Genomic DNA, 20,960 nt, shown 5'->3' on the forward strand with positions numbered 1-20,960 from the left:
TTGGAGGGGCGGCTTCTTTTGCGATCCTTAGCCCAAAAGGAAGGGGTTGACAAAATGACTTTATATAATTAATGTTAATATTAACATTTGATATATGGAGGGGTTGCTAATAATGACGGGGCAGGATGTCGTGTTGGGCATGCTGGTGCACAGTCCAAAGACGGGCTACCAAATCAAGCAGATGATCACTCGTATTTTCTCGTTTTTTTTCGATGCCAGTTACGGTACGGTCTATCCGACGCTGCGCAAGCTGGAGCGGGAAGGCATGATTCAAAAGGAAGTGGTGCTCCAGGAGGGGAAGCCCAATAAAAACGTTTATGCCATTACGCCTGCCGGGATATCGACATTTCAGCTTTACCTGGAACGAGAACTGGCCGAGGACATCCTCAAATCAGATATACTGGTGCGCCTTTATTTTGGCGATCTGGCGGATCGAGACACCGTTTGTACGTGGATCGACCTTGCAGCAGAACGGGCTGAAGCGCGCGAGCGTCAACTGCGGAAAGATCTTCGCGAATATAGCGGCATGAGCAAGACGCAGCAGATTTGCTTGCGCTACGGTATTTCCAAGTATGCGCACGATGTGAATTTTTTCAAGCAGGCGTTGTCAGAGTTGAGGGACGCCGCAACAACGGAAAAGAAAGGGTGAGGGATTTGGGAATTTGGATAACGATCCACCTATTGGGCGTGGTCCTGTTTATCGGGAACGCGTCGACGGCCGCCTATTGGAAAATCACCGCCGTACGCTCGGGTGACGTGCGGCTGCTTGCCCATACTGTTCGACGAGTCATGACGGCCGATTATGTCTTCACGATACCCGGTCTTGCGCTTGTCGTTGCAAGCGGAAGTGTGCTGGCCGTACAAGAGGGGTATGCTTTGGATCAGCTGAGTTGGTTGACCGTTTCGTTGCTTCTCTTCATTGCTACGGGCTTGCTGTGGGTAAGTGTATTAATGCCTTGCCAACGCGCTATGATCCGCGAAAGCGACGATTCGATTGCTCAGGGGCGTCCGAACGCGGCTTTCCGTCGCGCTTCCCTGCGCTGGGACGTTTTTGGAATACTCGCTACGGTGCTGCCGCTTGCCGTGATGTATCTGATGGTGGCCAAGCCGTTCTAACGCTAGGAGCTGCGGCTTACTTGTCGGGGCCAAGCGGTTCCGATAAAATAATAAGGAATGGAAGATTGGGAGGATTGGCCCTATGAGGAGAGCGAAGCTCGCGCTGGCAGCCATGCTGCTGGTCGGCGCTGTAATGACCGGCTGTACGGCGGAGGAAGCGCCGCAGCAGAACGAGAGCGACAACGCGACGCCGGAGCCGCCCGGCACAGGCAACACGAATGAGCTTCGAGAGCCCGATGAAGGAGGTTTGCCGGCTCAATCCGCGTGGCCCGAAGGCTTGTACGAAGGCGAGATGGAGGGCGTGCCCTTTGCGATCGGCGACTACACCAATACATTGGAGGAGGCGCTCGGTCAGCCTTCATCCCGGGATTACTTTTCCGGCGGTCTTTATTATCGATATCCAACGGTTGTATTTTTTACGGATGCTGGAATGGACGACGAAGGACAGGTCCAGCCGGGCAAGATTACCGCGCTCGGCTTTCCCGAAGGCGCGGCGCTGCTGGGCGTGACGGTCGGCGATTCGCTGGACGCGATTGCCGCTGTGCTCGGCGAGCCGGACGCGCTGCTTTCGCCGGAGGACACAATGAATAGCGAGCTGTACGACGAGATGTGGGCGATGGAATACGACTTGGGCGAGTACGTGCTCGTATTCAGCGCGGCGGATCGGGAAGCGCCTACGAGCGGTGCCTACTACCTGCCTTTATGACGGGCATATGGCTCGCGGTCGGATACCTCATCGTCATTAATGCCGTCGCATGCGGCATGATGCGCGCGGACAAGCAGCGCGCCCGGCAGCACAGGCGCCGCATTCCGGAGAAGCGTCTGCTGCTCGCCGCGGCAGTCGGAGGAGCCGCAGGAGCCTGGCTTGGCATGAGGAGATGGCGGCACAAGACGAAGCATGCCGCTTTTGCCGCCGGCCTGCCTCTGATGACGCTTGCGCAAGCAGCGCTCCTGATCTGGCTCGCGATGCGGCTGTTGCGGCTGATCTAGCTCGGATTCGATCGTCCCCGGTGCTGCGCGGACAGGCGGGACCTGCTTGCGGGAGCCTGCGCTTGTGCGGTGCGCACGCCTCGATTGGCGCCTGTGGCGAGCTCCGGCGCATGTGCGGCCCGATAGTCGGAAGGCGACAGGCCGTATTTTTTTCGGAACACGCGAAAGAAATAGGAATAGCTGCCGAAGCCGCAGCTCTCGGCAATTTGCTCCAGGGTCATGACGCTGTAGCGAAGCCGTTCTAGGGCGATCGTCAGCCGAATCTCCTGCGTATATTCGACGATCGTCTTGCCGTAACAAGCCTTGAACAGATGCGAAATGCGCGATACGCTCAGTCCGACATGCGCTGCTGGCTCCTCGAGCGAAAAGGGGCGGGAGGCATGCTCTTCGATGTAAGATTTGAGTCGTGCAGCGATGAACGGGCGCCCTCGGGCAGCCGAGCGTTCGTCGAGCTGACGGTCGATGGTGAGGCAGATCGTGCGCAGCAGATAATCCGCCAACTCGGCCTGGCCGCCCTCCAGACGACGGCGCTCCAAAATGAGCATGCGCCACAGCGGCAGCAGTCGTTCTTCGTAATGAATGCGGGAGAGCAGCGGGCGCTGGCGGGCGTCCCACCAGTCGTTTAGCCAGGTCCCGCGGCACGACAAATAGTAATCGCTGCTGAATACGACATGACCGCGCTGCGGGTGTTCCTGCGCTTCGATGACGAGGCGGTAGGTGTCTCCGGGGCCGATCAGCAGCAGGTCGCCTGCCCCGATCGTCTCCATCTTGCCCTCGTTCAATGCTGACGCTGCCCCTTCCGTCTGCAAGCGGAACAGATAACCGGGCATCGACTGACCGTGCGCATCGGAGTAAAAGGGGGCGGTGTGATGTGAATATCCGCACATCAGCAGTTCGGTTTCCATTGGCCGGACTCCTTCATTGGTAGCAGAATTGTTCATGTCATAACAGTATCCTACATTGCACGCGCGAGGCAAATGTTTTTATAATGAACTTGGGTTTTTAATCGCGGTACAGGAGGGAACGCTAGCTATGGAAAAAATGGGAATTGGTCTTCAATTGTATACGCTGCGCGACGATCTGGCTCGCGACTTCGCAGGAACACTGCGCGTGGTGGCCGAGATGGGTTACGAGGGCGTCGAGTTCGCAGGTTACGGCAATCTGTCGGCAGACGATATGAAAAAACTGCTGGACGAGCTCGGGCTCAAAGCGGTCGGCAGCCACATTGCGCTTAAAAGACTCGACGACGACATTGCCGGTGAAATCGCTTACTTGAAAACGATCGGCGCGGCATACGGCATTGTGCCTCATCTGGCCGAGGCGGATCGGGCAGATGAGGCGACCTGGGAAAAAACGATTGCGCGACTGTCCGCTCACGCGGCAGAGTTTGCCAAGCACGGGCTGAAGCTCGGTTATCATAACCATGCCTTCGAATTCGAACTCAAGCTGGATGGCGAATACGTATTTGACGCCATCTATTCCAAAACAAGCCCGGATCAGCTCGTCGTGGAAATGGACTTGGGCTGGGTCCAGTACGCCGGCGAAGATCCGCTTGCTTATATCGCCAAGTACGAAGGACGTCTGCCGCTGCTGCATCTGAAAGACTTCCGCAAGGCTGCCCCGGGCGAGCCGATCGATACGGTGGAACTGGGCGAAGGCGATCTGAACCTGCCGGCACTGATTGAAGCGGCCGGCGCCGCCAAGGTCGAATGGATTATCGTGGAGCAGGATCGCTGCGCGAATCCGCCGCTTCAATCGGTCCGCACGAGCCGCGAATGGCTCAAAAGCAACTATAAGTAAAGCTAATTGCCGGAACACCACATTTCCAAACCAAGGAGGAGCAAGGCATTGAAAAAATTCAGAGTGGCCGTGATCGGGTGCGGCTCGATTGCCAAGCATCGTCATATTCCGGAATACGAGAACAACGAGCAGGTTGAACTGGTCGCCTTTTGCGATCTGGTCGCCGAGCGTGCGCAGCACTATGCGGACAAGCATGGAGCCAAGGTGTATCGCGACTATCAGGAGCTGCTGGACGAGGTGAAGCCGGACGCGGTCAGCGTCTGCCTGCCGAACGCCCTGCATGCGCCGGTGTCGATCGCCGCAGCCAAGGTCGGCGCGCATGTGCTCGTTGAAAAGCCGATGGCAGCCACCGACGAAGAAGCGGCGGCGATGATCGCCGCCGCCGAGGAAGCGGGCGTCTATCTGATGGTCGGCCACAATCAGCGTCTGATGCCGCCTCATGTGAAGGCCAAAGAAGTGCTCGAGACCGGACGGCTCGGCCGCGTGTTGTCGTTCCGCACTTCCTTTGGCCATCCGGGGCCCGAGGGCTGGAGTATCGACGGACGGGAGAGTTGGTTCTTCCGCAAGGACGAAGCGATCATGGGCGCGATGGGCGATCTGGGCGTCCACAAGTCCGACCTGATTCGCTGGCTGCTCGACGACGAAGTGGCGGATGTGGCCGGCTTCATCGGCACCGTCTCCAAGGAAGGCACTGACGTCGACGACAGCGCCAATTGCATCCTGCGCATGAAGAGCGGCGCCCTCGGTTCCCTCGTAGCCAGCTGGACGTACTACAAGGGCGGAGACAACAGCACCGTGCTTTGGTGCGAGAACGGGGTCATGAAGATCGGGACTGACTCGGAGGATCAAGTGATCGTCGAGCTGCGCGACGGCACGGTCGAACGCTACAAGGTCGGCGCGATGGCGACGAACACCAAGCAGACGGCCAGCGGCGTAATCGATGCGTTCGTGGATTGCCTCGTCAACGATACCAAGCCAAGCATCTCCGGTGAAGAAGGCCGCAAGTCGCTGGCCGTTATTTTGGCCGCGTTTGAGTCGCAGGCGACCGGCAAGGTCATCTCGTTGCAACAATAAATCAATCTCTATCTCAGGCGTGTGCAGTCGGGTTTTCCGGCCGCATACGCCTTTTTGCGCGCTTGCGGCGCAAGGGATTCAGCCCGTCAAACCTAAGTGGGACAAAGGATTGCGGCGACCGAAAATGTGAACATTGCGACGAAACGGACGAGGATGCTAGCATGAGCTACGGGAGAGGGAAAGCAGGTGTGAAAGCGGCTACATGTACGCGGCCGCTTGCTTTCGGTCATAGGAAGGGTTGGGCCTGGGAGCCGCGAGGCGATCGCCTTTTCCGCAATCTGAAAAGGAGGAATGATGATGATTCGAATGATGTTGCGCAGGCGCGCCCAGTGGGCGCTCGGACTGGCCGTGCTGCTCGGACTCGCTACGCTGAGCGGAATTGGGCCTGGCCCGAAGAGGACGGCGCAGGCTGCAGGTGAAGTAGAGGCGCCGCTCTACCGACTGGATCTCGATACGTACGGCTCGGCGGCTTCGCTTGTCCCCGGCTCTGCGCTGGCGTCGGCGACGGAGCTGGATTTTACGGCGGAGGGCAAGAGCAATACGGCGCCTGCTGCGGCGGCGGACAGCTTTGCCCGATTGACAACGGTCCAAGGGGAGAGTGTGTATGCCGCCCTGGATATGGCTTCCGGTTCGGATAGCGAGCTGCTGGAGCAGCTCAACAATCTGCCGCCCGGGGAGTGGGAGGTGCAGGTCGAATTCGACTTTGACATGGTAAGCCGGGGCGGCGACGCCGCGAACCGTCCGACCGTGCTGCTGCGTCTGTACGGTCAATCTGCCGTAGCCGGCGCCACCGGAACGAAGGAGCTGCGCATCGTGAACAACGTGAACATCGGCAGCTTGGATACCCAGGGCGACGGTGCGTTCACCCGCTACACCGCGACCCTGCCGCTCACGCTGTATGAGGCGGGCGGCGCCTTGGACAATGGCAGCGGCCTGGAGGATCAACTGCTCACGAGCGCGTTCTCCAGAGCGGACTTCAACCTGTCGCTGCGCTCGCTGCCGGAGGCGGCCGTGCCGATGACGGTCGATCTGGACAATGTGCGGGTCACGGCCGTCTCCGAATCGGCCGATCGTCCGACGGCGCTGGCGCTTGATCCGCTCCCGGCGGCGATCGACGAGGGCGACACGGTCGGACTGGGCGCTGTCGTACAAGCCGTATACGGGGACGCGCTGCAGCCGCTAGCCGGCCAGCCGGTCGTGTTCACCGCCGAGTCGGCGCTCGCGCCCGAGGCCGTGATCGGCACGGTCGTCACCGATGCGCTCGGCCGGGCTGAACTCGACTACACGCCTTCCCATGAGGGCATCTATATGGTGCGGGCCAGCTATGCCGGGGACAGCGGCCTCGGCCTGTGGCGCTCCGGCGCGGCAGCCGAGCTGACCGTCCTGGATCCGTGGGAGGCGCCGCCGACGCTGCTGCGCGTCAGCGATGCGGTCTCGCCCGGCGAACTGCTGACAATCTACGGCGACGGCCTGGAGGGCGAGCTGGAGCTGTCCATGTCCGACTCGAGCGGACTGGATGCCCTGAGCGCGCCGCCGGCGGCGGCCTATACGTTGCCGGTCGTGCAGAGCGATCCGGAAGGCAAGTATGTCGTGACCCGTATGCCGGACAGTGTGTCTGCCGGGGTGTACGGCGTCTGGGTAGAGAATGCGTTCGGCTGGAGCCGGCCCCTGCTGCTCAATGCGGCGCGTCCGCAATGGCTCTCCGAAGACACGGCGGCCGAGGGGCTGCGGGTGCGGGTGATGGGCCGTAATCTGGACGGTCGTGAATTCGGAGCCGCGGCAGCGACGACAGTGAGGCTGACCGATGGCGCGGCCGATTATCCGGTGACGGTGACGGAGACGACGCCGTTCATGGCGGAGATCGAGATCCCGGGAGACGGGGCCGTGCCGGCCGGCACGTATACAGTGGAGCTGGCCAATGACGGTGTCCACTATCGCCCGCTGGAGGAGGATGTGACGCTGACGATCGTCCCGGCCGGATCCGATCCGCTGGGTCTGGGCGTGGCGTGGAGCTATGCCTTCGACTGGGGCACACAGCTGGACGCCACCGCCTACGGCGCTGACGGCAGCGACGGACTCGACGATACGGCGGCGATCCAGGCGACGATCGATGCGGTCGACGCCTTGGGCGGCGGTACGGTCTATCTGCCCGAGGGCAACTACCGGATCAGCCGACTGGAGCTGCCGGAAGAGATCGTGCTGCTGGGCGACGGTCAGGAGGAGACGGTCCTGACGTACGTGCCGCTCGCCACGGCGACGACGGCGGAGCTGGAGAGCTGGACGGTCATTCGGTCCGTATCGAACGACGGCGGCCAGGGGCTGGCCCGGCTGACGCTGACGATGGACGATGCGGCGTCGGATCTGCCGCTGCCCAATCAATTCCTGTGGCTGGGCAATGGCTGGAATCCGGACTACAGCTCGCAGCAGACGGCGGAGCGAATCTTTCTCAAGGAGTTCGCGCTGGACTACCGGATGGAAGAGGGGCCATGGTCCAGGAGCGGTACGCCGGGATATATCGCCATCGAGGCGCTGGCTCACGTGCTGATCGCGGACTCGGAGTTCCGCGGCTTCGCGCCGGGACCGACGTCGTCGTACATCTACAATTACGCCCAACTGCTCGACAATGAATTCGACACGACCGCGGGCAACACCTACGTGACCGGCAGCTACATCACGGTGATCGGCAACGAGATCACCCGCAGTCTGCCTAGCGTCGACGAGGGCAAGCAAGGGATCTTCGTGCGCGGTCCGGCTTACGTGGCGGGCAATTCCATCGCCAACACCGGCAGCGAAAGCGCCAACGATGGCGAGATCGTCTCCGCCGAGAACTTCCGGGGCGGCCTCAAGATGATGGGTACTGTCGCGGCGGCGGGCGCCGACAGTGTGACTGTGGCGCCCAAGCGCGACAACGGCGGCGCGATCCTCGGCGCGAACGGACTGACCGCCTGGACGCTGGAGCGGCGCGCCTGGGGAGAGTGGCATATCGTCATCGTCGACGGCCGCGGCATGGGGCAGTACCGCGCGCTGACGGCGTATCTCGGAGACGAGACGTACCAAGTCGCCCAGCCATGGGATATCCTTCCAGACGCGACGAGCAAGTTCGCCATCGTGCTGGCGAACAAAATGGTGACGATGACGGACAATGTCGGCCTGAACAACGGCAACACGTTCCAACTCTACGGCGACTCGATCGATGCGGTGATGGCCGGCAACGCGCAGACGGACAGCGAGGGCTTCTACGCCCATTCGATCTATTTGGAGCGTCCTGAGCGGTCGGACTCCCGCTTCTCGCTGGCGTACTTCACGCGCATCGAGGACAATACGGTAACCGGGGTGTCCTGGCGCTCGAATGTCGGCACGATCAGCATCCACGCGCTCAACGAGACCCATGATCCATTTGCCTATCTGATCTATGGCGCGGACATCCGGGACAACGAACTGACCGGTATCTCCGACTCGAGCCGTCTGCGCGACCGCAATTACTACAACGGCATCGCGGTAGGCTCGCTGCACAATGCGGTCAAGCCGACCCGGCCGGCGGTCAAGGCGGTCGTCATTGCGGACAATGCAATCGCGGACACGGACCGCGGCATCACGATCGGCGCGCCCGGTCCGCAGTACGATTCGAATACCGGATACATGACCAGCCGCCACGACTCGGCGGTGACGGGCGTGGTCGTCGAGGACAATACGTTCGACAATGTCGATCTGGAGATCGACAACAGCTACGGTTCGTCGAATGTGACGATCCTGCCGTAAGCCGGAGCGCCCTTTGGGCAAGAGAGCGGCCGTACCCCGTGACAGGGTGCGGCCGCTTTGGACTGCGGCGTTGATCCGCCGAGCCGGATCCGTGATAGGGCCTGTGCGCTTGCGCACAGGCCTCTACGGCATATTGCCGATGCCGTCCGAAGGATTGATTATTCATTTGCAACGGACATTGCGATACAATGAGAGACGCAGAGGGGGCGCGCATAGTGAAGTTACGCTGGTTTCGAAGCAAACGAACAGTCTGGTTTTTGATGATCTCGATCATCCCCGTGCTTGTCTTCGGGGTCGCGGCGTACACGATGGGCGTGGGCATCATCAAAGACGAGATCAATCGTACTTCCCTCGTTTCGCTTTCGCAGCTGGACGAGCAGATCAGTCAGACGATGACTCAGGTCCAGCAGACGACCGGACAGATGAGTCTGCAGACGAATATGCAAGAGATCATCAGCATCGGCGCGGCGCCTACACTCGGCTCGCTGGCGACGACCAACGCGGCAGTCCGCGATCTCGGTTCGCTGTCTTCCTCAATTGATTATATCGAGTCTGTCTATTTGTATCATTTTGACCAAGAGACCCTGTTAACCGGTGTCGGTCTATATTCGGCCGGCGCGGTACGATTTCCGGATTGGCAATGGATGCCCGACATGCTGGACCAGGTTCGGGAGAAAAAACAGAGCTTCTGGCTCGTTCCGCGGATCAAAACAGAATCCTCCGGCGCGCAAATACAAGTCCTGACGTATATCCGCCTCATGCCGATGCTGTACGATACGCCCAAGGCGGCTCTGATTGCCGATCTGGACCTGAGCTACTTTAGCGGCATGATGTCCAGTTTTCCGTTCGGCACGCCCGGAAATGTCCTGGTTTTTACATCCGATCATGAAATGCTGATGCACGCAGACGGCGGCACGGCGTTGACTGAGCGTCAGGAGTCAAGGATCCGCAGACTCATTCAGGAAAATGGAGAGGCCCGCGTCGGTACGACTGTTGAATTGCGCGAGGCTTCCCTGTTTGCGACGGTCTATCGCTCGCCGCACAACGGCTGGAGCTACATTATGGCCATACCGTCGGATGCGCCCAATCAGAATGTGCAACTGCTGCAGCGGATGATAATGGCGACCACGCTCGGGCTGTCGCTGCTTGCGCTTTTTTCGGCTTATTTCAGTTACAACCGCTTTCAAAAAGGAGTTCAGCATCTTGTGGAACTGCTATTCAAAAACGGCCGCAAAGGCGCGGAAGAACAGACGGAATGGGATTCTACCTATGAGGGCGGCGTGAAGCTGATTGAAAGGCGCATTTCCTCGTTATTTCAAGAAATGGATGAAAAGCGGCTGCAATGGAAAGCCCAACTGCCGCAGCTGCGCGATCATTTTTTAATTTCGGCGTTGATGGGTTACAGCGAGACTGTTGAGAAGCTGCGGCATCAGCATGGCGAACGGCTCGATATTTTTCGTCATGCTGCGTTTGCCGTCATTATCATTCAGCCGGATGAGTTCCGGGATAGCGGTCGATTTCGCGAGGATGACCGGTCGTTGTTTTTGTTTGCGGCGACCAATATCGGGCGCGAGCTGCTGAGCGAGGACATGATCGTGGAGTCGGTCGTCACGCCCAGGCACGGCGTGCTGATCCTCAACCTACCGGCCGAGCATACCGACAAGCAGCTGATGGAGCAGGCCGAGGTGCTGCGCCATACGACCAAGCAATACCTGAAGCAGACGGTGACGATCGGCACCGGGCCGATCGTGGACAGCTTCAATGAGTTGGCCGGCTCCTATCGCAGTGCGCTCAGTGCGATGCAGTGGATATGGGGCGGAGCGGGCGACGAGGTAGTCGGACTTGCGCATGATGCGCCCGGCAGCATCGGCGAGCTTGCGTATCCGCACCGCACGGAGCTCGAACTGATCGCGCACATGCGCGAGGGCAACGGCGAGGGCGCATATGCATCGTTTGAAGCCTTTGTGCTGGCGGTGCGTCCGTTTACGCTGGCCGCGTCCAAAACATTCTACATGCAGCTGCTGGTTTCGATGATGCGCGAATTCCATGATATCGACGAATGGACGGCCTCGCTGGTGCAACGCAACCCTTATGTCGAGCTGGACGGGCATCAGGAGCAAGAAGAGCTGTCCGAGTGGTTTTTGCGCGAGCTCATAATGCCGCTGGTCGGCGCGGTGGAACGGCTGCGCAAATTCCGCGCACAGTCGATCGTCGAACAGACGCTGGGGCTGATCGAGGAACACTACGCGCATGATCTCTCATTGGCGATGGCCGCAGAGAAGCTGGGCATCAGTCAATCCCACCTTAGTCAACTGTTCAAGGACGAAGTCGGCGCGACGTTCATCCAGTATGTCACCCAGTTCCGCGTAGATGCGGCCAAGCGGCTGCTGGCCAAAACCGAATTGACAATCTCCGAGATTGCCAAGGAAGTCGGATACGGCAACGCCCAGCAGCTCATCCGCGTCTTCAAAAAGCTCGAAGGGGGCACACCTGGCGAATACCGCAACTGCTTGAAAGCCTGAATGGCAGTCTACACAAGGGCGTCTTCCGCGTGGGAGGGCGCCCTTTCGGGTCTTGCGCCCAGGCAGCGTGATTACGCGCAGGCGGACAACTGCGCAGCGGCAAGGGGCGTTACGCGCGTATAATCCGTTTTTCGACGTGTCGAAACTTGCGCGGACAGGCGCAGAGCAGAAAACCTGATCATCGCAATGGAACCGGTATTGCGTTACGCTTACTTCCGAAAAGGAGTGACGAACATGTTCAACCGGAGCCTTGCGGGCAACCTTGAAGACCGCTGGCGGGAATACAAGCGCAATCGCTATTTGTTTCTTTTGTTTTTGCCCGGTTTTGCTTTGTTTTTGCTTTTTAACTACGTTCCGTTGTACGGCATTATGATCGCGTTCAAGGAGTATCGCGTGACAGAGGGCATCCTGGGCAGCGCATGGGCCGGCCTGGAGCATTTCAACCGTCTGTTAGCCGGCGAGGCGTTTCTTAACGCTTTGCGCAACACGATCATTATCGCACTGCTCAAAATGGGCTTCGGCTTCCCCGCGCCAATCGCGCTGGCTCTGCTGCTTAACGAGCTGCGCCTCGTCTGGTTTCGCCGGGTCGTTCAGACCGTAACCTATTTGCCGCATTTTTTTTCCTGGGTCATTTTGGCCGGTATCTTGTTCGTATTTCTCGGTTCGGACGGTGCGATGAACAAACTGGTCGGCTTGTTCGGCCTGGAGAGGCAGTTATGGCTGCTGGAGCCCGATTATTTTTACGGCATTGTCGTGCTGACCGATATTTGGCAGAGCATCGGCTGGGGATCGATCATTTATTTTGCCGCGCTGGCCTCGATCGATCCGACGTTGTATGAGGCGGCGATCGCCGACGGGGCGAGCCGCTGGCGGCGGGTATGGCATATCAGTCTGCCGTCGATGATGCCGACGATTATTACGCTGTTTTTGCTGCAGCTCGGCAATTTTCTGACCGTGGGCTTCGATCAGATCTACAATCTGACGACCGCGACGACACTCGAAGTAGGCGAGATTTTGGACACCTATGTGCTGCGTCGCCTGCTCACGATGGATTACGAGCTCGGCATGGCGGCCGGACTGTTCAATTCCGTCATTGGCATCCTGCTGGTCGTGACCGCCAATCGGCTGGTCAAGTGGTACGACCGCGAGCAGGGATTATGGTAAAGGAGGAACTGCTTTGTTTACGCGTACATGGGGCGAACGACTGTTTGACTGGTTTAATTTCTTGTTTCTGCTGCTGCTGGGCTTGTGCACGCTCTATCCGTTCATTTATGTTTTGACGCTGTCGCTCATGACGCCGGCCGATGCGCTGGCGATGCGGGTCAACTTCATTCCGGATAACCCGACGCTGGCTTCTTACGAGAAGGTATTCGCGCATCCTTACTTGTGGCAGGCTTACTTCAATACGATCGTGCGTACCGTGCTCGGGGTAAGTCTGATGCTGCTGATGACGTCCTTGGTCGCCTACCCGCTGTCGCGGCGCGGCTTCTCGCATCGGGGCGGAATCATGAAACTGCTGGTGTTCAGCATGCTGTTCAACGGCGGCATGATTCCGATGTACCTGCTGGTCAAAAATCTGGGATTGCTCAATTCGGTATGGGCGCTCGTGCTGCCCGGCGCGGTGACAGCTTTTAATGTCATCATAATGAAAAATTTCTTCGAGGGCATCCCCGGGGAAATTATTGAAGCGGCCCGCATTGACGGTGCGGGCGAACTGCGGATCTATGCGCGCATCATTCTCCCGCTGTCGGTGCCAGTACTGGCTGTCATCGCGCTCTGGGGCGCGGTGACGCATTGGAACGCCTGGTTCGACGCGATGCTGTACATGCATGATTCAGACAAGCAGGTACTGCAGCTATTCGTCAGGCGAACGGTCATCGAGGAGGCGGTCTCGCTCACGCCGGGCGAGGAGCTCAATCGCGAGGCTTACACCCCGGAGACGCTCAAGGCGGCTACGATCATGATCGTGTCTTTGCCGATTCTGATGGTCTATCCGTTCGTACAGCGGTTTTTCGTCAAAGGCGTACTGCTCGGCTCGCTGAAAGGCTAACCGGCAACTTCCTGCTACGGCAGGTTTGCATACAAAACCATTAGAGGAGGCAACAACATGAAGCGAAAAAAAGGGGTTCGCATCTGGGGAGGCTCCGCCGCGGCCGTGCTGCTGGCGTGCAGCGTCGGTCTGGCGGGCTGTACGTCGGGCAACGGCGGCAGCAATCAAGGCGGGGCAGGCACAGGCCAGAATGAACAGACAAACGAAACGTCGTCCGGTACGAACGAGGAGCGGATGAGCATCGATTGGATGAACATTCCGTCCGATCTGAGCGACGAGTCATACGCGTTGAATGCGGTAGAGGAAGCCTTTAATGTCGATATTCAATACAATGACATTCCGCGTGCCGACTATGTGCAAAAGCAGCAGATTGTGCTGACCTCCGGAGAGGTGCCGGATGTCATGTATGTGCTCGATCCGAACCAATTGTTCAAATATGTGCAGCAGGGACTGGTTGCCGAGGTGCCGGTAGAGCTGATTGAGGCGCACATGCCCGGCGTCAAGCAGGCGCTTGACAGCTTCGCGCCCCAGGCGTGGTATTATACGAAGACTGATGATCGAAATTATGGCATTCCCCTGATGTATTACAACGGCCAGTTCAACGCCAAATCCGCCTGGCGAACCGATCTGCTGGAGGAGGCCGGCGTCGAAGGCATTCCGCAAACGCTCGACGAGATGGAGGCGGCCTTTGAGAAATTGAAGCAAATTGGCGTCTATGGCATGAATACGAACGGAAATTCCTACTATTACGCGTTCTTCACCATCTTCGGGGCATATGGCGTCATGCCGCCGCAATGGATGGTTAAGGATGGAAAGGTCGTCAACGCCGCCATTCAACCGGAGGCCAGGGAGGCGCTGGAGCGCCTGGCGGACTGGTACAGCAAGGGCTACATCGATCCGGAATTCGTGACGGGCAAAGAGCTGGAGCAAAAGTTTGTTGAAGGCAAATTTGCCTACAACCACTCCCTTTCCTTGAACGCATTCGACGAATCCAATCCGAACTCGACGCTTAATGCCATCAAGGCGATCAAACCGGACGGCATGATGGAGATGACGCCCCTGCCTGTCGGTGCTGAAGGGCAGCAGGGCGGCTGGGCATGGGGGTCGGCCGGCAGCATCTACGCATTCGGAAAGCATCTGGAGGATGAGCCGGAGAAGATGGCCCGCATCATGGAGATGATGGAGCAGACACTGACCGATCCCGAGACGTTCATGCAGGTGGCCGTCGGTGAGGAAGGGACCCACTGGGAATACAACAACCCGGACCAGCCGGGTGAGGGCTTGACCTTTATCCCGCCATTTGACGACAGCGCCAAGCTGGCCACAGAAGGGCTGAAGAACAGCTTTGAATCGATTTTTGCCGGCATGCCCGGCCCAGACGTCATCGAGCCCTTCCTGGGAGCGCGGGTCGTGGAGGACATGGAGCAATACAACGCACCGGTTTGGGACATTTTCGGCAAGCCGGACGTGCTGCCTTCCGCAGGGAAATACTGGGGAGACCTCACCAACCTGAAAACCGAGGTGTACGCCCAAATTGTTCGCGGCGACAAAACAATCGAAGAATTCGACGCGTTCGTCAAGCAATGGAACGAGCTGGGCGGAGCGGAGTTGGAAGCGGAAGCAAACGAACTGTATCAGTCGGTGGCACGGCAATAAGGCTAAAGACTTTATTACAAGCTCCGCATTACATTCCGCCGTTTCTTGTGCAACTGGAGGCCGCAAGACCTGGATGCGCAAGAAACGGTTTTTCTCGTTGCTCGCGGCAGGAAGCACAGCGGCAATGTCGAACTGTATGGGCAGCGGCGTGAATGCGGCCAAGGTTCGCGCGCTGCGTATGTAAAGATAATTCACGTTATTCATTTGGACGAGCTGGCGATATTTTCTGAAAATGGGTGTCAAGTTTCGCGTTCCATAGTATAATTGAAGGAGATAAAACGATCATGTCATCAATGTTTACACGAATCAGGGAGGTGGTGATGAACAATGGTTGACGCAGCTGCCGCCGGACTGACCGAAAGCGATCTGTATTTGTTCAACACCGGCCGCCTGTATTATGCCTACCGCACCTTAGGTGCGCATATGATGAAGATAGCCGGCAAGACGGGCGTGCGGTTCGCGGTCTGGGCCCCCGAGGCGGGCGCTGTGCGGGTGGCTGGCGCATTCAATGACTGGGACGGCGCCGCGCATCCGATGGAAGCGATCGGGTCGACCGGGGTATGGTGGTGCTTTGTCCCCGGTCTGGGCGAGGACGAGGCATACAAATACGAGATTGAAACGCCGGACGGCCGCGTCCTGCTCAAAGCCGATCCGTATGCCTTCTTTGCCGAGCTTCGCCCAAGTAACGCCTCGATTGTCAAGCCGCTCAAGGGTTATCCCTGGAAGGATACCGCCTGGATGAAAAAGCAGCGGGAGCGGCCGGCGTATTCGAACCCGATGCTGATTTACGAGGTGCATCTCGGTTCGTGGAAAATCAAGGGGAAGGAACATTTCTACACCTACGAGGAGCTCGCCGAAGACCTCGTCGACTACGCGGCTGAGATGGGATACAGCCACATCGAACTGCTGCCGCTCACGGAGCATCCATTCGACCGCTCGTGGGGCTACCAGGCGACCGGGTATTATGCACCGACCAGCCGCTACGGCGAGCCCGATCAGCTGCGCCGTTTCGTGGACCGCTGCCATCAGCGCGGCTTGGGGGTCATTCTGGACTGGGTGCCGGGTCATTTCTGCCGCGACGATCACGGCTTGCGCCTGTTTGACGGCACTCCGATCTACGAGGGGCCCGACGAGCGGCGCGCCGACAAGCCGCAATGGGGAACATTGGCCTTCGACTTCGGGCGCGGCGAGGTGCTCAGCTTCCTCATCTCCGGAGCGCTCTATTGGATGGAGGAATTTCATATGGACGGGCTGCGCGTCGACGCGGTGGCAAGCATGGTCGATCTGCATTTCGACAAGCCGGCCCATCTGCTGACCTGGAATGCCCACGGCGGGCAAGATTATCTCGAGGCGATCGATTTTCTCAAAGCGCTCAACACGGCGGTGTTTCGCTATTACCCCGGCGCATTGATGATTGCCGAGGACTCCTCCTCCCGGCCGGGCGTGACCGCTCCGGTTCATGAGGACGGTCTCGGGTTTAATTTCAAATGGAATATGGGCTGGATGAACGACATGCTGCGCTATATGGCGCTCGACCCGGCGGAGCGTGGAGCCCATCATCATCTTTTGACGTTTTCGCTGATGTATGCCTTCAACGAAAATTTCGTGCTGCCGCTGTCGCATGACGAGGTCGTGCACGGCAAGCATTCGCTGCTGAACAAGATGCACGGCTCCTACGAGCAGCGATTCGCACAGCTTCGTCTGTTTTTCGGCTTTTGGATGACCCACCCGGGCAAAAAATTGCTGTTCATGGGCGGGGAGTGGGGCCACTACGACGAGTGGAAAGACCTCGATCAGCTGGACTGGGCTATTTTGCGTTACGACTCGCATCAGGGCATGCAACGTTATTCCCGGGAGCTGAATCGTATCTATAGAAGCGAGGCATCGCTGTGGGAGCAGGATTGCAAGCCGGAGGGCTTCGAATGGCTGGACGTCCATAACGCCGAGCAGGCGTTGATCGCATTTCTGCGTCGGGCGCGCGATGCCGACGATTACATGCTGGTCGTGTGCAATTTCTCCGGGCTGGCGTATGACTACCGACTGGGCGTGCCGGAGGCGACGAAGTATCGCGTGGCGTTCCGCAGCAGCCTGGCCGGGATCGATGATGGTGCGGATGCGCCGTCCCGATTGCCGGAGGGAGAGGCGCTGCCCTGGCACGGCCGCGATTACAGCCTTGCGCTGCACGTGCTGCCGTTCGAATGCATCCTGCTCAAGCCCGAGCGCAGCCTCGCACATCAATAAGAGGAGTGGAGTGGTGTCAATGGTGAGAAAAGAAATGCTCGCAATGCTGCTGGCCGGCGGGGAAGGTAAACGGCTGGGCGTACTGACCAAGGACGTAGCCAAGCCGGCCGTCCATTTCGGCGGGAAATACCGCATTATCGATTTTACGCTGAGCAATTGCGCGCACTCGGGCATCGACACCGTCGGCGTGCTGACGCAGTACCAGCCACTCGTACTTAATCAATACCTGGGCATTGGCAGCCCGTGGGGGCTCGACCGCCGCGACGGCGGCATGTCCGTGCTGCCTCCCTACGTCAAGTCCAAGGGCGGCACCTGGTACAAGGGCACGGCCAACGCCATTTATCAGAACCTCGGCTTCATCGACCGGTACGATCCGGAGTACGTGCTGATCATCTCCGGCGACCATATCTATAAGATGGATTACAGCCTGATGCTCGAGGAGCACAAGAAGCAGCAGGCGGACGTGACGATTGCCGTGTTCGAGGTCGAGCACAAGGATGCGAGCCGGTTCGGCATTATGAGCACGGACCAGCATGGACGCATCACCGATTTTCAGGAAAAACCGAAAAATCCGACCAGCAATTTGGCCTCGATGGGCGTATATATTTTCTCCTGGCCGGTGCTGCAGCAATATTTGATCCGCGACGAGGCGGACCTCGGATCGAGCAACGATTTCGGCAAGGACGTCATTCCGGCGATGCTCGCGGACGACATGAAGCTGAGCGCCTATGCGTTCAACGGCTATTGGAAGGACGTCGGCACGATCGAGAGCTTGTGGGAGGCCAACATGGATCTGCTGACCGACACGCCGCAGCTCGAGCTCAACGACCGCGACTGGCGCATCTATTCGGTCAACCCGAACCGGCCGGCGCAATATGTATCGCCCCAAGCGGAAGTGTCGGAGTCGCTGATCACCGAGGGCTGCTTCATTGAAGGGGCGGTGCATCATTCGGTCGTCTTCAACGGTGTCGAGATCGGCGAGGACGCGATTGTCATGGAATCGGTCGTCATGCCCGGCGTCAAGGTGGGGGCAGGCGCGCGCATCTATCGCTCCATCGTCGGAGAAGGCGCCGTCATCGAAGCGGGCGTGACCGTCGGCTCGCCCGATGGCAACAAGATTACTGTGGTCGCGAGCGACGATTATGTCGGTGGTCAGACCGAATTGATGGAGGTGGAACAGCCATGAGCAAGCAGCTGATGGGCGTCATCAATCTGATTCACGAGCCGGATGAACTGGAGACGCTGACGGACGGACGCTGCCTCGCGACCGTACCGTTCGGCGCACGTTACCGGCTGATCGATTTCACACTGTCGAGCATGGTCAATTCCGGCATCTCCAACGTCGCGGTATTCGCCCATACGAAATACCGCTCGCTGATGGATCATCTCGGCTCGGGCCATCACTGGGACCTGCATCATCGGCAGAGCTCGCTGTTCGTGCTGCCGCCGATTGCCGACGATATGAGCGATCTGCGCAAGGGCGATCTGTACCATTTCTTCCAGCACCGCGACTACTTCATGCGCGGCCAGGCCGAGTACGTCGTCGTTGCGCGCAGCCACATGGTGTGCAACATCGATTATGAGGACGTGCTGCGGCAGCATATCGAGACGAGTGCCGACATTACCGTCGTCTGCAAGCGTCAGGACGAACATCTGAGCGGCAGAGCGCGTAAAGTGCGACTCGACGAGCGCGGACGCGTCGTCTCAATGCAGGATCACTACGGCCGTCTGCAGAGCGACTTGGTCTCGATGGAGATGTATATCATGCGCAAGGAGCTGCTGCTCGATCTGGTCGAATCGTCGCTGGCGCAGGGTCAGGACCACCTCGTCCGCCATGCCATCATGTCGCGCCTCGATACGCTGCGCATCCAGGGCTATCTGTACGAGGGCTATCTCGGCATCATCAACTCCATCACGAGCTATTACCGCAACAGCATGGAGCTGCTCAAGCCGCAGGTGTGGCGCGAGCTGTTCTTCAAACCCGGTCCGATCTTCACCAAGGTCAAGGACGAGCCGCCAGCCTGCTACCTGGAAGGGGCCAAGACCGGCAATTCGCTGATTGCCAACGGCTGCGTCATTGAAGGCACGGTCATCAACAGCATTCTGTTCCGCGGCGTCAAGGTGAACAAGGGCGCCGTCGTGCGCAATAGCATCGTCATGCAGAACGGCGAGATCGGCATCGGCAGCGCGCTCGACCATGTCATCCTCGACAAAGAAGTGCACATCGAAGCCGGACGCGATATTCGCGGGGTCAGCGACGCGCCGTTCATTGCCGGCAAACGAAAGGTCATTTGATACGGGACGGCATGCGGGTACTCATCGTCGCCTCGGAGTCGGCCCCGCTCGCCAAGACCGGCGGCCTCGGCGATGTCGCGGCGGGGCTGCCCGCGGCGCTGCGCAGGCACGGCGCCGACGCGCGCGTCCTCATGCCGGGCTATGGCGCGATTGCGTCGCCGATGCGCGCGCGCTTCGCGCCGATTGCGTCGTACGCCGTCCGCTTCGGCTGGCAGGCCGTACCGTGCCGCCTGCTGCGCGGCGAGGTGGGCGGCGTCGTCTACTACCTGATCGACAACGCCGAGCGTTTTGGCGGCGATTGGCTATACGGCTACGACGGGGAGACGGAGCGGTTTGTTTTTTTCTGCGCTGCGGCCGCAGCCGCGCTGGGCCATTTGGACATGCTGCCGGATGTGGTGCACGCGCATGATTGGCAGACCGGACTGCTGCCCTATCTGATCCGCGCGCGCGCCGAGCGCGCCTCCGACGTGACTGGGCCGCGTACGGTATTCACCGTGCACAACATGCAGTATCAGGGGGTTGTGGATCGCGCTCGGCTCTGTCATCTGCTCGGCACTCGCGACCTCCGGCTGCTCGATGCCGCAGCGCTGCCGGGGGATCGGGCGAGCTGTCTGGCCGCCGGACTCGCGCATGCGGACAAGCTGACGACCGTGAGCCCTACCTATGCCCGCGAGATTCGGACGCGGTCCTACGGGGAAGGCTGGGACGGCCTGCTCCGTGCGCGTGCGTCCGCATTGACCGGGATCGTCAACGGCGCGCCTGCGTCCGGACTTCCGACCGGGGCACGGCCGCCGCGGCTTCTGCGGACTGCAGGGGCAGGCGCGATCCGGACTGTCAAGGCGCGCGCCAAGCGCGACCTGCAGCGCGAGCTCGGCCTGCGCCCGGACCCGGCTGCGCCGCTGCTCGGCATCGTCTCGCGGCTATCCGAGCAGAAGGGGTTCGACCTGCTGCTCCCGCTGCTGGACCGGCTGATTGCGCGCGGCGCGCAGCTCGTCGTACTCGGCGTCGGCGAGGCTCGTTACGCGGCTGCGCTGGGCAGGGCCGCGCGACGGCACCCGGGCCGGATGGCGCTGCGCCTCGCCTTCGACGAGGCGCAGGCGGAGCGCATCTATGCCGGCTGCGAGCTGTACGTGATGCCCTCGCGCTTCGAGCCCTGCGGCATCAGTCAGCTGCTGGCGCTGCGGCACGGCGCGGTGCCGATCGTGCGCGCGACCGGCGGGTTGCGCGACACGGTGCGCAGCCGCGGCCGCACGCGCAACGCCTTCTCCTTCGCGCCGTATACCTCGGCCGCGCTCTGGCGGGCGCTGCGCCGCGCGCTCGCCGGCTATGGGGATCGGCGGCAGTGGCGCCTGCTGCAGGCGGCCGCGCTGCGCGCGGAGACCGGCTGGCAGCGCCCGGCGGCTGCCTATTACCAGCTCTATCACGAACTTGCGCCTCAACGAAAGGGGAAGATCTAA

Annotated in this window: 16 protein-coding genes; 15 read left to right on the forward strand and 1 reads right to left on the reverse strand. The window is 59.8% G+C overall.

All coding sequences use genetic code 11. The features are described 5' to 3' along the window. Positions 1-112: 112 nt before the first annotated feature. From IDH44_RS18715 to IDH44_RS18730, 4 genes are all read left to right on the forward strand, one after another. A complete protein-coding gene (locus tag IDH44_RS18715) occupies positions 113-649 on the forward strand; it encodes a PadR family transcriptional regulator (RefSeq protein WP_190920343.1) in 537 nt (178 codons plus the stop codon). After that, a complete protein-coding gene (locus IDH44_RS18720; RefSeq protein ID WP_317890215.1) occupies positions 646-1,116 on the forward strand; it encodes a DUF2269 family protein in 471 nt (156 codons plus the stop codon). Before IDH44_RS18715 ends, IDH44_RS18720 begins: the two co-directional genes overlap by 4 nt. Before the next feature lie 82 nt (positions 1,117-1,198). Next, on the forward strand, positions 1,199-1,822 hold the full coding sequence (locus IDH44_RS18725) for a DUF4309 domain-containing protein (protein ID WP_190920345.1): 624 nt from the start codon (positions 1,199-1,201) through the stop codon (positions 1,820-1,822). Beyond that, positions 1,819-2,106: a DUF1294 domain-containing protein gene (locus IDH44_RS18730; RefSeq protein WP_190920346.1), complete on the forward strand. Its 288-nt coding sequence runs from the start codon at positions 1,819-1,821 to the stop codon at positions 2,104-2,106. The genes IDH44_RS18725 and IDH44_RS18730 overlap by 4 nt, the downstream gene beginning before the upstream one ends. Here the strand turns inward: IDH44_RS18730 and IDH44_RS18735 are convergent. Then, on the reverse strand, positions 2,103-3,011 hold the full coding sequence (locus IDH44_RS18735) for a helix-turn-helix domain-containing protein (RefSeq protein ID WP_190920347.1): 909 nt from the start codon (positions 3,009-3,011) through the stop codon (positions 2,103-2,105). The genes IDH44_RS18730 and IDH44_RS18735 overlap by 4 nt on opposite strands. A gap of 127 nt (positions 3,012-3,138) precedes the next feature. Between IDH44_RS18735 and IDH44_RS18740 the strand changes: the two genes are divergently transcribed. The 11 genes from IDH44_RS18740 to IDH44_RS18790 all read left to right on the forward strand — a co-directional run bounded on the left by IDH44_RS18740 (position 3,139) and on the right by IDH44_RS18790 (position 20,960). Beyond that, positions 3,139-3,906 carry a sugar phosphate isomerase/epimerase family protein gene (locus IDH44_RS18740; protein ID WP_190920348.1) on the forward strand — a complete coding sequence of 256 codons (768 nt, stop codon included), beginning with the start codon at positions 3,139-3,141 and terminating at the stop codon, positions 3,904-3,906. 48 nt (positions 3,907-3,954) lie between these two features. Further along, positions 3,955-4,980, forward strand: a complete 1,026-nt coding sequence (locus IDH44_RS18745) for a Gfo/Idh/MocA family protein (RefSeq protein ID WP_190920349.1) — start codon at positions 3,955-3,957, stop codon at positions 4,978-4,980. A gap of 297 nt (positions 4,981-5,277) precedes the next feature. Continuing rightward, entirely contained in the window at positions 5,278-8,739 is a 3,462-nt protein-coding gene (locus IDH44_RS26715) for a glycosyl hydrolase family 28-related protein (RefSeq protein ID WP_223869818.1), read from the forward strand. A gap of 215 nt (positions 8,740-8,954) precedes the next feature. Continuing rightward, positions 8,955-11,261, forward strand: a complete 2,307-nt coding sequence (locus IDH44_RS18755) for a helix-turn-helix domain-containing protein (RefSeq protein WP_190920350.1) — start codon at positions 8,955-8,957, stop codon at positions 11,259-11,261. Positions 11,262-11,495: 234 nt separating this feature from the next. Next, positions 11,496-12,425, forward strand: a complete 930-nt coding sequence (locus IDH44_RS18760) for an ABC transporter permease (RefSeq protein WP_190920351.1) — start codon at positions 11,496-11,498, stop codon at positions 12,423-12,425. Positions 12,426-12,438: 13 nt separating this feature from the next. Further along, complete coding sequence (locus IDH44_RS18765) at positions 12,439-13,311, forward strand: carbohydrate ABC transporter permease (RefSeq protein ID WP_190920352.1); 873 nt, start codon at positions 12,439-12,441, stop codon at positions 13,309-13,311. A 57-nt stretch (positions 13,312-13,368) separates the two neighbouring features. Then, positions 13,369-14,967 (forward strand): extracellular solute-binding protein, encoded by a 1,599-nt coding sequence (locus tag IDH44_RS18770; RefSeq protein ID WP_190920353.1) that lies wholly within the window; start codon positions 13,369-13,371, stop codon positions 14,965-14,967. A gap of 327 nt (positions 14,968-15,294) precedes the next feature. Next, positions 15,295-17,208 (forward strand): 1,4-alpha-glucan branching protein GlgB, encoded by a 1,914-nt coding sequence (glgB, locus tag IDH44_RS18775; protein ID WP_190920354.1) that lies wholly within the window; start codon positions 15,295-15,297, stop codon positions 17,206-17,208. A gap of 19 nt (positions 17,209-17,227) precedes the next feature. Continuing rightward, positions 17,228-18,394 (forward strand): glucose-1-phosphate adenylyltransferase, encoded by a 1,167-nt coding sequence (locus IDH44_RS18780; RefSeq protein WP_190920355.1) that lies wholly within the window; start codon positions 17,228-17,230, stop codon positions 18,392-18,394. Then, complete coding sequence (glgD, locus tag IDH44_RS18785; RefSeq protein ID WP_190920356.1) at positions 18,391-19,503, forward strand: glucose-1-phosphate adenylyltransferase subunit GlgD; 1,113 nt, start codon at positions 18,391-18,393, stop codon at positions 19,501-19,503. The genes IDH44_RS18780 and glgD overlap by 4 nt, the downstream gene beginning before the upstream one ends. 11 nt (positions 19,504-19,514) lie before the next feature. Further along, the gene (locus IDH44_RS18790; RefSeq protein WP_190920357.1) at positions 19,515-20,960 is read left to right on the forward strand and encodes a glycogen synthase; all 1,446 of its coding nucleotides are present in this window, start codon (positions 19,515-19,517) and stop codon (positions 20,958-20,960) included.

The sequence above is a fragment of the Paenibacillus sabuli genome (genome assembly GCF_014705605.1).
Taxonomy (GTDB): Bacteria; Bacillota; Bacilli; order Paenibacillales; family Paenibacillaceae; genus Paenibacillus_D; species Paenibacillus_D sabuli.

What these genes read in the sequence shown, in the direction of transcription:
- glgD (WP_190920356.1), top strand. Translation starts at nt 18,391, where the DNA reads ATGAGCAAGCAGCTGATGGGCGTCATCAATCTGATTCACGAGCCGGAT.
- IDH44_RS18725 (WP_190920345.1), top strand. Translation starts at nt 1,199, where the DNA reads ATGAGGAGAGCGAAGCTCGCGCTGGCAGCCATGCTGCTGGTCGGCGCT.
- IDH44_RS18715 (WP_190920343.1), top strand. Translation starts at nt 113, where the DNA reads ATGACGGGGCAGGATGTCGTGTTGGGCATGCTGGTGCACAGTCCAAAG.
- IDH44_RS18740 (WP_190920348.1), top strand. Translation starts at nt 3,139, where the DNA reads ATGGAAAAAATGGGAATTGGTCTTCAATTGTATACGCTGCGCGACGAT.
- IDH44_RS18780 (WP_190920355.1), top strand. Translation starts at nt 17,228, where the DNA reads ATGGTGAGAAAAGAAATGCTCGCAATGCTGCTGGCCGGCGGGGAAGGT.
- IDH44_RS18770 (WP_190920353.1), top strand. Translation starts at nt 13,369, where the DNA reads ATGAAGCGAAAAAAAGGGGTTCGCATCTGGGGAGGCTCCGCCGCGGCC.
- glgB (WP_190920354.1), top strand. Translation starts at nt 15,295, where the DNA reads ATGGTTGACGCAGCTGCCGCCGGACTGACCGAAAGCGATCTGTATTTG.
- IDH44_RS18730 (WP_190920346.1), top strand. Translation starts at nt 1,819, where the DNA reads ATGACGGGCATATGGCTCGCGGTCGGATACCTCATCGTCATTAATGCC.
- IDH44_RS18735 (WP_190920347.1), bottom strand. Translation starts at nt 3,011, where the DNA reads ATGGAAACCGAACTGCTGATGTGCGGATATTCACATCACACCGCCCCC.
- IDH44_RS26715 (WP_223869818.1), top strand. Translation starts at nt 5,278, where the DNA reads ATGATTCGAATGATGTTGCGCAGGCGCGCCCAGTGGGCGCTCGGACTG.
- IDH44_RS18790 (WP_190920357.1), top strand. Translation starts at nt 19,515, where the DNA reads ATGCGGGTACTCATCGTCGCCTCGGAGTCGGCCCCGCTCGCCAAGACC.
- IDH44_RS18760 (WP_190920351.1), top strand. Translation starts at nt 11,496, where the DNA reads ATGTTCAACCGGAGCCTTGCGGGCAACCTTGAAGACCGCTGGCGGGAA.